The following is a 14446-nucleotide window of genomic DNA, read 5'->3' on the forward strand; positions in this document are numbered from 1 at the left end:
ACGCAAAGCAATGACTGCAATCGACGACCTGTTCAACGCTGGCACTTCAACCTGGCTCGACGACCTGTCGCGCGAGCGCATCACCTCAGGCAACCTCGACGAGATCAAAGCGCAGAAATCCATCGTGGGCGTGACCACGAACCCGGCAATCTTCGCCAAGGCGATGAGCGTCGGGGATGCCTACAACGAGCAGCTTGCCGAGCTGCGAGCCGCAAGCTCGCTTGCCGACGCCGCCGTGTACGCGATGAGCGTCAAAGATGTCCAGGACGCGTGCGACCTCTTCATGGACACTTACGAAGCCACCGACGGCAAGGACGGCCGGGTCTCCATCGAGGTGGATCCGCGCTATGCCGCGGATGAGGAGAAGACGGTCGCCCAGGCCGCGGAGCTGTGGAAGCTGGTCGGGCGCGAGAACGTCATGATCAAGATCCCCGCGACCGATGAGTCGATGCCTGCCATTACCGCCTCGCTGGCGGAGGGCATTTCGGTGAACGTCACCCTGATCTTCTCGGTGGACCGCTACCGCGAGGTCATCGCAGCCTACAAGGAGGGCATCCGCCAGGCCGCTGCGAACGGCAAGGACGTATCGAAGATTCACTCCGTGGCGTCGTTCTTTGTCTCCCGCATGGACACCGAGGTCGATAACCGCCTCGAGCAGATCGGCTCCGAGGAGGCACTCGCACTGCGTGGCAAGGCGGGCATCGCCAACGCGAGGCTTGCATACCAGCTCTTCGAAATCGAATTTTCAGACATGTCCGATCTCCCTGCGGGCGCTAACAAACAGCGTCCGTTGTGGGCGTCGACAGGCGTGAAGAACCCGGACTACCCAGCGGACATGTACGTGGTAGAGCTCGCTGGCCCCGACACTGTGAACACAATGCCGGAGGCCACCATCGACGCTGCGATCGCCGGCGACAATGTGCGCGGCGACACCCTTACCGGCGCTGCGGCGGTGTCCGAGGAGACCTTTGCCAAGCTCGTCGAGGTGGGCATCGATCTGGAAGATGTTGTCGCGGTGCTCGAGCGCGAGGGCGTCGAAAAGTTCGTGGACGCATGGCAGGAGCTGCTCGACTCCATGGAAGCCAACCTCAAGTGACCAATCCGCTTCGCGCCCCCGACGACACACGCCTGCCGCGCATTGCCGGGCCGTCCGGCATGGTCATTTTCGGTGTGACGGGTGACCTGGCCCGCAAGAAGCTCCTTCCGGCCGTCTACGACCTTGCGAGCCGAGGGTTGCTGCCCGCCGGGTTCACCCTGGTCGGATTTGGACGCCGCGAGTGGTCGAAGGAGGACTTCGAGGACTACGTCCGCGACGCGGTAACTTCCTCCGCGCGCACCGAGTTCGACGAGAACGTATGGAACCGCCTCGCCGAGGGCATGCACTTTGTGACGGGAGCGTTCAACGACGACGCCGCGTTCGACCGTCTCGCTGCGCTTTTGGCGGAGATGGACGCCACCCGCGGCACCGGCGGCAACTGGGCGTTCTACCTCTCAGTGCCGCCGGAGCACTTCGCGGGTGTCATCCACCAGCTCGACCGCTGCGGCATGGCGGCGCAGCACAGTGACGACGGCACGCATCGCTGGCGTCGCGTGATCATCGAGAAGCCATTCGGCCACGACCTCGAGTCGGCCAGAGAGCTCAACGCGGTGGTCAACTCCGTCTTCCCGGAGAACGCGGTGTTCCGCATCGACCACTACCTGGGCAAGGAAACGGTGCAGAACATCATGGCGCTGCGCTTTTCCAACCAGATGTTTGAGCCGGTGTGGAACTCGCATTACATCGACCACGTCCAGATCACCATGGCCGAGGACATCGGCCTCGGCGGACGCGCCGGCTACTACGACGGCATCGGTGCCGCTCGAGACGTAATTCAGAACCACCTGATTCAGCTGCTCGCCCTGGTGGCGATGGAGGAACCGACGGCGTTTTCACCGAGGCGTCTCAAAGCGGAAAAGCTCAAAGTCCTGCGAGCGACCTCCGCCATCGAACCTTTCGACGAAACCACCGCACGCGGACAGTACACCGAGGGCTGGCAAGGCTCCGAGCATGTGGTGGGGCTGCGGGAAGAGGAAGGCTTCGACCCGGAATCGACCACCGAGACCTACGCGGCGTGCACCCTGCAGATCAACTCGCGGCGCTGGGCGGGCGTGCCGTTCTACCTGCGCACCGGTAAGCGCCTCGGGCGGCGCGTCACCGAGATTGCCTTGGTGTTCAAACGCCCGCCGTACCAGCCGTTCACCGAGGGGCAAACCAACCTGCTGACCAACAACGCAGTGGTGATCCGCGTCCAACCGGACGAGGGTGTGCTCATGCGCTTCGGTTCGAAGGTGCCCGGATCCGCCTTCGAGGTCCGCGACGTGAACATGGACTTCTCCTACTCCGAAGCGTTCACCGAGCAGTCGCCGGAGGCCTACGAGCGCCTCATCCTCGACGCCCTCTTGGACGAGTCGAGTCTCTTCCCCACCAACGACGAGGTGGAGCAGAGCTGGGAGATCCTCGACCCGGTGCTTGAGTACTGGGCCGCGAACGGCCGCCCCGACGAGTATGCGGCGGGCACCTGGGGACCGGAATCCGCCCACCGCATGCTGGCGAAAGACGGCCGCGAATGGAGGCGCCCGTAATGATCATCTCCCTGCCCGACACCACCACCCGCCAGATCGCCGCCACCCTGATTAATGCGCGCGAGAACTACTCGCTGGCCACCGGGCGTGTGCTCACGCTGCTTGCTGCACTGAAGGCGCGCGACGACGTGAACCAGATTCTGTCGACGCTGCGCGACGCGACGCGCGAGCACCCCGCACGCGTGCTGGTGCTTATCCTCGGGGACGAGAACCACCCGACTTCCCTCGACGCGGAGCTGGTGCTCGCGGCCGACGCCGGCGCCTCCGAAATGGTGGTCATGCACCTGCACGGCGAGCTGACTCGCCACCTGGATGCAGTGGTGACTCCCCTGCTGCTGCCCGACACTCCGATTGTGGCCTGGTGGCCGACGCACGCGCCGGCGCGTCCAGCCGAGGCCCCGCTGGGCAACATCGCACAGCGCCGCATCGCCAACACGCACAACAACGTCACCGGCAACGCCCTGCTGCGCGCTAGCACCGGCTACACGCCGGGAGACTCGGACATGATGTGGTCTCGGATTACCCCGTGGCGCGGCGTGGTCGCCTCCGCGCTGGACCGCTGCCCCGATGCCACCATCACGGCTGCGGAGATCACCGGCGCGCCGCAGGATCCGAGCGTCGATATCGCGGCCGGCTGGCTTGCAAGCGCCCTGGGCACCACCGTCACGCGCCACACTTCCAGCCAAAACGCCGCTGTCGGCGCACCGATTGACCTGCTCACGCTGCACGCAGACATCGGCGACATCACTGTCGAGGTCGTCGACCAGCACACCGTCAAGGTCGCGGTCCCCGACCGCGCCGACACCTTCGTGGCGCTTACCGCTCGCTCGGATGCAGAATGCCTCGCCGAGGAGCTGCGCCACCTTCACGCCGATGCCACTTACGCCCGCGCACTCGCAGGCCTCGCTCACGTACAGGCGGTATGACATGGAAATCCAACGCTTCCCGGAGCTCGATTCGCTTATCGACGGCTCCTCCCAACGCCTCACCGACACCCTCCTCTCCATCCAGAGCGAACCCGAGGGTGTCGCCCGGGTAGTACTCACCGGCGGCACCGCCGGGATTGCGCTGCTCCGCCGCATGGCGGAGCCCGATCGCGCTAGCGGGATTGACTGGTCCCGCGTGCACGTGTTCTTCGGCGATGAGCGCAACGTGCCCGTCGACCACCCAGATTCGAACGAGGGCCAGGCACGCGAAGCGCTGCTCGACCATGTGCCCATTCCCGAGGAGAACATCCACGGATACGGTTTGACCGGCGGCGAGATGGACGAGGCGGTGGCCGCATACCGGCGCATCATCGCCGAATTTGCCCCCAACGGTTTCGACATCCACCTGCTCGGCATGGGCGGCGAAGGCCACATCAACTCCCTGTTCCCCCACACCGTCGCGGTGCGAGAGGACAACGAGCTGGCGGTCGCAGTGACGGATTCCCCGAAACCACCAGCAGAGCGCGCCACTTTAACCCTGCCGGCGGTGCGAAGCGCACGGGGTGTTTGGTTCCTGGTTTCAGGCGCGGAAAAGGCGGAAGCTGCCGCCCACTTAGCCGCGAGATCTGACCCGCTGGACTGGCCTGCGTCCGGTGCCCGTGGCTTAGAGGAAACCGTGCTCTTCGTCACCGAGGATGCGGCATCCCTGATTCCCTAGCAGCCCCAGATTCGCTCGGCTCCTTCGCTCGGCTTTGCAGCCACGCATGAAAAAACCGCGCCGAAGCGCGGTGCCTCTCCGGATGCCTAGCGGCGCATTTAGGCCGGTGCCGGGGCCGGTGTACCGGAATAGGTGTTGATCAGGTTTAGTGCGATGATGCACGCGATCCAGATCAAGCCCAGCAGAATGGTCACGCGATCCAGGTTCTTCTCCACCTGCGTGGAGCCGGAAAGGTTCGCCTGGACACCGCCGCCGAACAGGCTCGACAGACCGCCGCCCTTGCCCCTGTGGAGCAAGACGAAAATCACCATGAGGATCGAGGTGATGACCAGCACGATCTCAAGCGCCAGAGTCATACGGGGTGCGCACCTTCCGCTGTAGAGGATGTTTCACAAGCTCGCTAGAGCTAACCTGCCATAGCCTACACCATGGGGTGCCCAGTTCCGGAACCGGACACCGCCGCGGGGTGTTCCGCTCTTTGATAGCTGCGCTCATGCGCTGCTTTAGGGTGCTGTTCTAGCGCACCGCATTTGCGGCGGCCGCCGCGAGCTTCGCGAAGTCCTGGCCGTCCAAGGAAGCACCGCCGACAAGACCGCCGTCGACATCCGCTTCACCGATGATCTCTGCGATGGTGTCGGCCTTCACGGATCCGCCGTAGAGGATGCGGATGGAGTCGGCGACGGTGTCGTCGGCAAGCTCTCGAATGAGCTCTCGAATCGCGTGGCAGACTTCCTGCGCGTCGGCGGCGGAAGCCACCTTGCCGGTGCCAATCGCCCACACCGGCTCGTAGGCGATCACGGCCTTCGAGAGGTCGACGCCCTCGAGCGATGCCCGGGTCTGCTTAACCACGTAGTCGACGTGGTCTCCGGCCTCGCGCACCTCGAGCGGCTCACCGACGCACACGATCGGGGTCATGTTGTGTGCCTGAGCCTTGGCGGCCTTCTGAGCGACGAGTTCGTCGGACTCAGAGTGGTACTCGCGGCGCTCCGAATGGCCGACGACAACCCAGGTGCAACCCAGCTTCTCCAGCATCGACGCGGAGATCTCGCCGGTGTAGGCGCCGTTGTCGTGTGCGGAGACGTCCTGGGCGCCGTAGGTGATCTCGAGCTTGTCGCCCTCGACAAGGGTCTGGACAGAGCGCAGGTCAGTGAACGGAACCATCAGGGCGATGTCGACGTACTCGTAGCCGTCCTTTGGAAACGCGAACGCGAGTTTCTGCGCCGAGGAGATGGCCTCGAGGTGGTCGTGGTTCATCTTCCAGTTGCCGGCGATCAATGGGGTTCGTGCCATGGTGATAACTCCTTGTGTGTTACGCGGTCTATTAAGCGGAAAGGACCGATACGCCCGGCAGGTCCTTGCCCTCGATGAGCTCGAGGGAAGCGCCGCCGCCGGTGGAGATGTGGGAGAAGCCGTCCTCGTCGAGGCCGAGGGTGCGCACCGATGCAGCAGAGTCGCCTCCGCCGACGACGGTGAAAGAACCGTTGTCTTGGGTAGCTGCGATCATCGCTTCGGCGACCGCCTTGGTGCCGTCGGCGAAGTTCGGGAACTCAAAGACACCCATCGGGCCGTTCCAGAACACGGTCTTGGAATCCTTGATTGCCTCGGCGTAGTTCTTTGCGGTCTCCGGGCCGATATCCAGACCCATCCAGCCCTCCGGGATCTCGTCGAGGCCGACGATCTGCTTCTCAGCATCCTTGTCAAACTCCGGAGCCGCAGCCACGTCAACCGGAAGCAGCAGCTTCTCGCCGTACTTCTCAATTAGCTCCTTGCAGGTATCAACCATGTCCTCCTGCAGCAGCGACTTCTGCACGTTGTGGTCCTGCGCAGCCAGGAAGGTGTAGCACATGCCGCCGCCGATGATCACGCGGTCGGCCTTCTCCGCCAACGCCTCGATCACGCCGAGCTTGTCGGAAACCTTCGAGCCGCCGAGCACAACTACGTATGGGTGCTCCGGGGCATCCTTCACGCGGGAGAGGGTCTCCACTTCCTTCTCCACCAGGAAGCCTGCGTAGGCGGGGAGCTTCTTCGCCACGTCGTAGACCGAGGTCTGCGCGCGGTGCACTACGCCGAAACCGTCGGAGACAAACGCGCCGTTGTCTGCCGCCAGCGCTGCCAGCTCGCCGGCGAACTCTTCGCGCTCTGCCTCGTCCTTGGAGGTCTCACGCGGATCAAAGCGCACGTTCTCAACAAGCATGATCTCACCCTCGGTCAGGCCGTTGGCACGCTCGTGCGCATCCTCGCCGGAAACGTCACCCGCGAGTGCAACGAACTGGCCGAGGCGCTCCGAGAGCGCTTCCGCCACCGGTGCGAGCGAGTACTTCGGGTTCACTTCACCCTTCGGTCGGCCGAGGTGGGCCATCACGATGACCTTCGCGCCGCCGTCGATAAGTGCCTGCAGCGTGGGCAGCGAAGCGTCGATACGACCAGCATCGGTGATGTTGCCGTCGTCATCGAGCGGGACGTTGAAGTCGGAGCGAACCAGGATGTGGCGGCCGTCGACACCTTCGTCGAGAAGCTGCTGCAAGTTCTTTGTAGCCATTTTGGTGTGTCCTTTTCTCTAATTTCTGCTTCGTTAGCTAGTTGTAACGAAAGGCCCGGCAGCGTGCTGCTAAGCACACACGCCGGGCCTCGACCTGCGGTTACTGGTTACAGGTTGTCCGCAACGTGCTTGGTCATGCGCACGTACTGGGAGGTGTAGGACCACTCGTTGTCGTACCAGGAGATGATCTTGACCATGTTGTTGTCGATCACGCGGGTCATGCCGGCGTCGAAGATGGCGCCGTGGGTGTTGCCGATGATGTCGGAGGAAACGATCTCATCCTCGGTGTACTCCAGGGCACGGCCGAGAACCTCGTCTTGCACGGCGTTCTTCACCGCGTTGTTGACCTCCTCGACAGTGACATCCTTGCCCACGGTCACGGTCAGGTCGGTGGCGGAACCGGTGATCGTCGGCACGCGCATTGCAAATCCGTCGAGCTTGCCCTCGAGATTCGGCAGCACCAGAGACACGGCCTTAGCGGCACCGGTGGTGGTCGGCACGATGTTCTGTGCAGCTGCACGAGCACGGCGCAGGTCCTTGTGCGGTGCGTCCTGGATGCGCTGGTCGCCGGTGTAGGCGTGGATAGTGGTCATCAGGCCGCGCTCGATACCGAAAGCCTCGTCGAGGACCTTCGCCACCGGTGCGAGGGAGTTGGTGGTGCAGGATGCGGCGGAAATGACGTTCTGGTCAGCGCTGTAGTCGTTGTGGTTCACGCCCCACACGTAGGTGCCGTCGACGTTCTTGCCCGGTGCGGAGATGATGACCTTCTTTGCGCCAGCGTCGAGGTGAGCCTTTGCGTCCTCGCCATTGGTGAAGCGGCCGGTGCAGTCGAGCACGATGTCTACGCCGGCGTCGCCCCATGCGAGGTTGGCCGGATCCTTCTCTGCGGTGACCTCGATGCGGTGGCCGTCAACAGTGATGGACTCGTCGTCGAAAGTGACGTCTTGGCTGAGCTGGCCGTACGCGGTGTCGTGCTTCAGCAGGTGCGCCAGGGTCTTGTTGTCGGTCAGGTCGTTGACCTTCACAACCTCGAGCTCGCCTGCGTACTCATTCAGCATGATGCGGAATGCGGAGCGGCCGATGCGGCCAAAACCGTTGATGCCGATGCGGGTAGCCATGAATTTTTACTCCTCGTCGTAGCGATAGTAGTGATTCGTTTGTGACTCACCGGACCATTTCGGCCCGTCGGAAACCAGTGTAGCTACCTGCGGAAAGCGCTGCAGACGCCAAATTTCTCCGCCCCGACATACGGTCATCGCGTGTGTCCCAGATGTCCGATTCTGCTTGGTTTGAGAGAGATTCCAGGGCCTTTGCTTCTCGACGGCACCCCCGAACCGCCCCCCTCAACCCGATTCCGGAACGATTTAGGGGCGCGTGAAATACGTCACTCGTCCACGATGGTGTCGTGCACCTCAAGCGATGCATGGGTGTCGTCGATGCCGAGCTCCGCCGCCCGCTTGTCCGCCAGCGAGAGAAGGCGGCGGATCCGGCCCGCCACCGCATCCTTAGTCATCGCCGGGTCTGCGAGCCTGCCGAGCTCCTCGAGCGAGGCGTGGCGATGCTCGACGCGAAGGTGCCCGGCCTCGGCGAGGTGCTCGGGCACGTCATCGCCGAGGATCTCCAGCGCGCGTTCAACGCGCAGCGCGGCGGTGGCCGCGGCCTGGGCGGAACGGCGGGTATTTGCGTCGTCGAATGTGGCGAGGCGCTGCCCGGTTTTCATACCGAGCTGCTTGGACTGACGCTTTTCATCCCACTCAAGACGGGTCCGCGGCGCGCCCATTCGGCTCAGCAGGATGCCAGTGGTTTCGCCCTCGCGAATGTAGACGCGCTCAATGCCGCGAGTCTCCCGCGTCTTTGCCGCAACGCCCAACCTGCGGGCGAGGCCGACAAGGGCGAGCGCTGCCTCCTGCCCGGGCGACGCGACCTCGAGTGCAGAGGTCCGGCCCGGTTCAGTGAGCGCGCCACGGGCGAGGAATGCTCCGCTCCACGCGGCTTCAACCGCTGCGATGGTCCCGGAGATGACCTGCCGGGGCATGCCGACCACCGGGTGCCCGGACGGGGTGACCAGTTTAAGCCGGCGAATCACTTCTTCCGCCCCGTCCTCCACGGCAACCTGGTAGCGAGTCTCCTTGCTCGCGCTTCCCGGCTCGATGGTGTCGACGGTTACGTTAATATCGCAAATGTCCTCGAGCGTATCCGCCAAACGTTGCGCGACGCGCTGCTCGGCGAAATCGCTGACGATCGCCAGCCCCCTCGACGTCTGCGTGATCGCGCCCGCAAACCGGATCATCGCGGTCGCTTCCGCGGCCCGCGCCTCGGAGCTCGACCTGTGCACAGCGAGCAACTCGTCTTTCACCTTCGCCGTCAGTGACACCGTCGTAGGTCCTTTCGTGGAGGCGTATCTGTAGACATCTGCTTTTCAGCGTGCTCAGTCTAGCTGGTGCGCGAAATATCGAGCAGTGCGGCTGCCAGCTTGGCTGGATCGTGGCGGGTCGACACCTCGCCGCCTCGCGGTGCCTCGCGCACGTCCCGGAACTCCATCGCTGCGCCCACCCCGGATGCGGCGCGGCGCAGGTGCGTGCGCTCACCCTCCGTCGGCCCCTTGACGCTGTCCGCCAGGAAGTAGTCGACGCGCAGGTCTGGTGCGTGCTGGCCGAAAACGTGGATATGCCGCTCGGTGGTGAACCCATGAGTCTCCCCTGCCTCGGGCGAAAGGTTCAAAATCACCACCACCTTCGCCTCTGTCGCGTTCAACGCCTGAACCACGTCCGGCACGAGCAGGTGCGGAATGACCGACGAGAACCACGAGCCCGGCCCGATCGTGACTAGGTCTGCCGCCATAATCGCTTCGACGGCCTGCGGTGTCGCGTCAGGTGCCGTTGGCAAGAGCCGCACGCGGCGGACTGCGCCTGGCGTGGTGGCGACCGCAACCTGGCCGCGGACCGAACGCAGCACCCGCGGGTCGTCGTCAAGCCCTGCGACATCGGCTTCAATTTCGAGTGGCTGATGGCACACGGGGATAACCCTGCCCACCGATCCACTCCAACGAGCTACGGTGTCCAACGCGAGCTGCATGTCCCCCAGCTCTTCGGCGAGGCCTGCCAAGATGAGGTTGCCCACCGCGTGCCCGGCCATTGCGCCGTTGCCGCCAAAACGGTGTTGCAGCGTGGTGCGCCACAAAACTCCTTCGTCGGAATCCTCCGTCAGCGCGGACAGCGCCATGCGCAGATCCCCGGGAGGAATCATGGAAAGCTCGCGGCGCAGGCGGCCGGACGAGCCTCCGTCATCAGCAACGGTGACTACCGCGTTTATGTCACCTGCCCCAGCCGCGCGGGCCGCGCGAAGCGTTTGGTAAAGGCCATGACCGCCGCCGAGACAGGTGAACACCGAAGCGTCGTCGAGGTGCTGGGTCACGTGAACCGCCTTTCTACTGCGGACAAAGTACCTGCTGCAGCGCATGCGGCAGCAATCTTGAAGCGCGCGGATGAATCGCGGCGACTCGCACTAGGTGCGATCGAGGTCTCGATGCATGACGTTAACGTCTACTCTGCCATCCTCACGCAAACGTCTCCCAATTTCTTCCGAGATGGCCACAGAACGGTGGTGCCCGCCGGTGCATCCGATACCCACGGTGATGAAGTCTTTGCCCTCGTGGCGGTACCCTGCCAAGGTCGCGTTCAGGAGCTGGAGGAAGTTCTCAATAAACTCCTGCGCGCCTGGTTGCGAGAGCACGTAGTCCGAGACCGGCTCGTCCACGCCACGGAAGTTTCGCAGCCCCTCGATCCAGTAGGGGTTGGGCAGAAAGCGAACGTCGAGCACGAGATCAGCGTCAGGGGGAGAGCCGTGCTTGAAGCCGAAGGATTCGACCGTCACGTGCTGCTTGCCGTTCGGGAGCTCACCCACCGTGGCTTCGACGGCGCGGCGCAGATCGTGCACCGAAAGGTTCGAGGTATCGATGATGACATCTGCCATGGCGCGGACCTTGCGCAGCGCCTCGCGCTCTCGGCTGATGCCGTCCTGCAGCGTCTCGTTCTCCTGCAGCGGGTGGGTGCGACGCACCGAGTCAAAGCGGCGAATCAGCACTTCATCCCGCGATTCGAGGAACAGGACGAACGGGGTGATGCCACGCTCCTTGATCTGGTTGATCGTCTCCTCTAACGAGCCGTTGAACATGCGAGCGCGGACATCGGTGACCACGGCGATCTGATCAACGGGGGAATCCTCCGCCGCGGCCATGTCGATCAAGTCAAGGATGAGCCTGGCCGGCAGGTTCTGGGAAACGAAGAAACCCTTGTCCTCAAAGATCTTCGCTGCGGTGGACAAACCACCGCCAGAGAATCCGGTGATGATGACGGGACGGATCTCGTCGGATCGATCTGCATCCACTACTGTCTTGTCCTGCGCGCCCATACGCTGCTCAGTCATGGGGTCGATCTTAACCAAGCGAACCGCATCCCGAGGCTTTACGCGTCGTCGGCATGCAAGTGATCGAAGATCGTTTGCGCGAGCTTCGGACCAACGCCTTTGACTGCCTGAATTTCCTCTATCGATGCTTCTTTGATCTTCTTCACGCTGCCGAAATGCTTCACCAGGTCGGTGCGGCGCGCGGGTCCGAGGCCGGGCACCGCATCGAGCGCCGATGTGCGCATCCGTTTCGAACGCTGCTGGCGGTGGTAGGTAATAGCGAAGCGGTGCGCCTCGTCGCGGATTTGCTGGAGCAGGTACATGCCCTCTGAATTGCGCGGCAAGATCACGGGCTCATCGTCATCGGGCACCCAGACCTCTTCGAGGCGCTTTGCCAGACCGATGAGCTGGACATCGACAATGCCCAGCTCCTCAAAGACCGCCTGCGCGGCATTGACCTGCGGCTTACCTCCATCCACGATGAAAAGCTGCGGTGGGTAGGCGAAGCGCTTGTTGCCGGTGGACTCCACGTCGGCAGCTTCGTCTGCAAACATCAGCTCCGCGGCTTCCTCGTCCGGATTCGCCAGCTTGTCCTCGTTGTAGCGCTTGAAGCGGCGTCGCGTTACCTCGGCGATTGAGCCGACGTCGTCGGAGCGGCCGTCGCCAGCCGCCTCCTTGATGCGGTAGCGGCGGTAATCGTTCTTTTTCGGCAATCCGTCTTCAAAAACTACGAGCGACGCCACCACGTCGGTGCCCTGGATGTGGGAGATGTCAGTGCACTCGATGCGCAGCGGCGCCTCGTCCATGCCCAGCGCATCCTGGATATCTTGCAGTGCCTGCGATCGGGCGGTGAGATCACCGACCCGCTTCAGCTTGTGCTGGTGCAAGGCGTCGGCGGCATTCTTTTGCACCGTCTCCATCAATGCCCGCTTGTCGCCGCGCTGCGGCACGCGGATGTCCACCGGCCCGTCGCGCAATTCCGTGAGCAGCGCAGTGACATCCTCGAATTCATCCGGCAGCGTCTCAACCAGAATCTCCCGCGGCACCGGCATCGGCGGCTTCACCTGGGCGCGCGATTCCTGGTCCACGCCGCGACGGCGGACCTTCTGCGCCTCGATGCGCTTGTCCTCCTCCTCTTCTTGGCGCACCCGCTCCACCGCGTCGGAGTAGTACTGCACCAGAAAGTTCTGCACAAGCGTCGGCAGTGCCGGGTCGGCTTGCCCCTCATCCAAGCGCTCCATGCTGCCGGGTTCGTCGCCGGTTTTTTCCACTACCCAGCCCCGTTGCGAACGGATGCGACCGTCGCGCACGGTGAAGATCTGCACCGCGGCTTCCAGTTCATCGGTTGCAAACGCGATGACATCCGCGTCGGTGTCCGTGGAGAGCACCACAGTTTGGCGTTCCATGACCTTGTTCACGGCACCCAGGTCGTCGCGAAGCCTTGCGGCCTTTTCAAACTCCAAGTTTTCGGCCGCTGCCTCCATCTGCTGGGTGATGCCACGCACCAGCGCATCCGTGCGCCCAGACATGAAGCCCATGAAGCCTTGGACGATTTCGTCGTACTCTTCCTCGTTCACACGACCCACGCACGGTGCCGAGCACTTGTCGATGTAACCGAGCAAGCACGGCCGCCCGAGCTGCTCATGGCGGTTGTACACACCGTTCGAGCAGGTGCGGATCGGAAACACCCGCGTGAGCAGGTCGAGCGTCTCACGCACCGCCCACGCGTGGCTAAACGGTCCGAAGTAGCGCACACCCTTTCGCTTCGGGCCACGGTAGAAGAACGCGCGCGGATACTTCTCTTTTACGCTGACGGCAAGCAGCGGGTAGGTCTTGTCGTCGCGGTACATGACGTTGAACCACGGATCGAAGCGCTTGATCCAGGTGTATTCCAGCTGCAGCGCCTCAACTTCGCTGGCGACCACGGTCCACTCCACCGATGCCGCGGTGAACACCATCTGGCGGGTGCGCGGGTGCAGTGTTCGGGGAGGCTGGAAATAGTTGTTCAGCCGCGAGCGCAGGTTCTTCGCCTTGCCGACGTACACGACGCGCCCGTTCGCGTCGCGGAATTTGTACACGCCCGGCTCGGTCGGGATGGTCCCCGGTGCCGGGCGGTAGTCCTTGGGGTTGGCCACAGTTAAGCGAAGGCCTCCTAATCTTCCGGCATGTATTGCGCTTCAAGCACACGGAACTTATCGACGGCCTGGAGTGCGCGTTCCTTATCCCCAATGTGAATCGCCCACAGCGGCACATACTCGAAATCGGGGAGCTCGAGGCGAGCCATCCGGGAGCCCTGCGGGAAATTGAGTCCGTAGATGACTGCCCACGGGTAAAAGCGGGTGCCGATGATGTTGGTCACCTGCACGCCGTCTTCGTTCGCACGCACACGCGGCCGGCTCAGTGCGATCCAGGACAGCACCGAGATGATCAGTCCAATGCCGATGAAGGCGAACTTGTCGATGCCTGTAATCGCTACGCCAGTGAACTCGACGTCAACCACCGCGGCCATGAAGAAGTGCACCGCCATGACGACAAGGATCCATACCACCGCCACGCGCCGCAGGTACACTGAGCGCACTTCGAACTCCCACGGCTTTGTCGTGGTCGCGGCGTGGGGGTCGGTGGCGGTGAGGTACGCAAGCTCGCTGTCGCTCAACCTGGGTTGGGATTTCTCGTGGTCGCTCACTGCGCTCAAAATACTCCGCTCAGAAGACTCCGGTCGAATGCATGATCAATCTTTTGATTGAGTCTAACCCTTGACCCGCAAGGATTGGACTTTGCGCAGCTCAACAGCGGTGCTGAGTGCGGCGCGCAGGGCGTCAGCGCCTTTGTCCTCGACCGCCCCCTCACCGCCGGCACGCTCACGCGCTTGGGCATCATTGTCGACGGTCAGCACTCCATTGCCCACTGGAGTTTCCTCATCGAGTGCGATGCGAGTCAGCCCTTGGGTGACGGAATCGCAAACATAGTCAAAGTGGGCAGTTTGGCCGCGAATCACGCACCCTAGTGCCACCACTGCGTCGTACCGCCTGGCGCACGCCTGCACCACAACCGGGAGCTCCAATGCGCCGTCCACCCGATAGGTATCAGCTTTGATTCCCAATTCGCGCGCCGTTGCCAATGCCCGTTCCAAGAGGTCGTCGACAATTGCCTGGTTCCAACGCGCGGCCACCACGGCAACTGTGAGTCCCTCTGCGCGCAGCTGCTGATGTTGCGGCAACCCTTTCGCAACCATGT

General features: G+C 63.3%; 14 protein-coding genes. 4 read left to right on the top strand and 10 right to left on the bottom strand.

From position 1 onward, the window contains the following. Positions 1–10: 10 nt before the first annotated feature. From tal to pgl, 4 genes are read left to right on the top strand one after another with little or no spacing between them, the layout of a single operon-like run. Positions 11–1096 carry a transaldolase gene (gene tal / locus CGLAUT_RS06480; protein ID WP_290184136.1) on the top strand — a complete coding sequence of 362 codons (1086 nt, stop codon included), beginning with the start codon at positions 11–13 and terminating at the stop codon, positions 1094–1096. Continuing rightward, complete coding sequence (gene zwf / locus CGLAUT_RS06485) at positions 1054–2622, top strand: glucose-6-phosphate dehydrogenase (protein WP_290184138.1); 1569 nt, start codon at positions 1054–1056, stop codon at positions 2620–2622. The genes tal and zwf overlap by 43 nt, the downstream gene beginning before the upstream one ends. Next, the gene (locus tag CGLAUT_RS06490; protein WP_290184139.1) at positions 2622–3548 is read left to right on the top strand and encodes a glucose-6-phosphate dehydrogenase assembly protein OpcA; all 927 of its coding nucleotides are present in this window, start codon (positions 2622–2624) and stop codon (positions 3546–3548) included. The genes zwf and CGLAUT_RS06490 overlap by 1 nt, the downstream gene beginning before the upstream one ends. Before the next feature lies 1 nt (position 3549). Further along, complete coding sequence (gene pgl, locus CGLAUT_RS06495) at positions 3550–4266, top strand: 6-phosphogluconolactonase (RefSeq protein ID WP_290184141.1); 717 nt, start codon at positions 3550–3552, stop codon at positions 4264–4266. 98 nt (positions 4267–4364) lie between these two features. Here the strand turns inward: pgl and secG are convergent, their stop codons facing one another. The 10 genes from secG to ribH all read right to left on the bottom strand — a co-directional run bounded on the left by secG (position 4365) and on the right by ribH (position 14444). Continuing rightward, a complete protein-coding gene (gene secG, locus CGLAUT_RS06500) occupies positions 4365–4622 on the bottom strand; it encodes a preprotein translocase subunit SecG (RefSeq protein WP_290184143.1) in 258 nt (85 codons plus the stop codon). A 160-nt stretch (positions 4623–4782) separates the two neighbouring features. Then, positions 4783–5556: a triose-phosphate isomerase gene (tpiA, locus tag CGLAUT_RS06505; protein ID WP_290184145.1), complete on the bottom strand. Its 774-nt coding sequence runs from the start codon at positions 5554–5556 to the stop codon at positions 4783–4785. Between the two features lie 31 nt (positions 5557–5587). Then, positions 5588–6805, bottom strand: coding sequence for a phosphoglycerate kinase (locus tag CGLAUT_RS06510; protein WP_290184147.1), 1218 nt, complete (start codon positions 6803–6805; stop codon positions 5588–5590). A 107-nt stretch (positions 6806–6912) separates the two neighbouring features. Continuing rightward, positions 6913–7923 (bottom strand): type I glyceraldehyde-3-phosphate dehydrogenase, encoded by a 1011-nt coding sequence (gap, locus tag CGLAUT_RS06515; protein WP_290184149.1) that lies wholly within the window; start codon positions 7921–7923, stop codon positions 6913–6915. Between the two features lie 266 nt (positions 7924–8189). Then, entirely contained in the window at positions 8190–9179 is a 990-nt protein-coding gene (gene whiA, locus CGLAUT_RS06520; RefSeq protein ID WP_290184151.1) for a DNA-binding protein WhiA, read from the bottom strand. 59 nt (positions 9180–9238) lie between these two features. Next, positions 9239–10219 carry a gluconeogenesis factor YvcK family protein gene (locus tag CGLAUT_RS06525; protein WP_290184153.1) on the bottom strand — a complete coding sequence of 327 codons (981 nt, stop codon included), beginning with the start codon at positions 10217–10219 and terminating at the stop codon, positions 9239–9241. A gap of 90 nt (positions 10220–10309) precedes the next feature. Then, positions 10310–11215, bottom strand: coding sequence for an RNase adapter RapZ (gene rapZ, locus CGLAUT_RS06530; RefSeq protein WP_290187065.1), 906 nt, complete (start codon positions 11213–11215; stop codon positions 10310–10312). Positions 11216–11268: 53 nt separating this feature from the next. Next, positions 11269–13344: an excinuclease ABC subunit UvrC gene (uvrC, locus tag CGLAUT_RS06535; RefSeq protein WP_290184155.1), complete on the bottom strand. Its 2076-nt coding sequence runs from the start codon at positions 13342–13344 to the stop codon at positions 11269–11271. Positions 13345–13361: 17 nt separating this feature from the next. Further along, positions 13362–13895, bottom strand: a complete 534-nt coding sequence (locus tag CGLAUT_RS06540) for a PH domain-containing protein (protein ID WP_415877116.1) — start codon at positions 13893–13895, stop codon at positions 13362–13364. Positions 13896–13958: 63 nt separating this feature from the next. Next, complete coding sequence (gene ribH / locus CGLAUT_RS06545) at positions 13959–14444, bottom strand: 6,7-dimethyl-8-ribityllumazine synthase (RefSeq protein ID WP_290184157.1); 486 nt, start codon at positions 14442–14444, stop codon at positions 13959–13961. Positions 14445–14446: the final 2 nt, after the last annotated feature.

This window comes from Corynebacterium glaucum (assembly GCF_030408855.1).
GTDB lineage: Bacteria > Actinomycetota > Actinomycetes > Mycobacteriales > Mycobacteriaceae > Corynebacterium > Corynebacterium glaucum.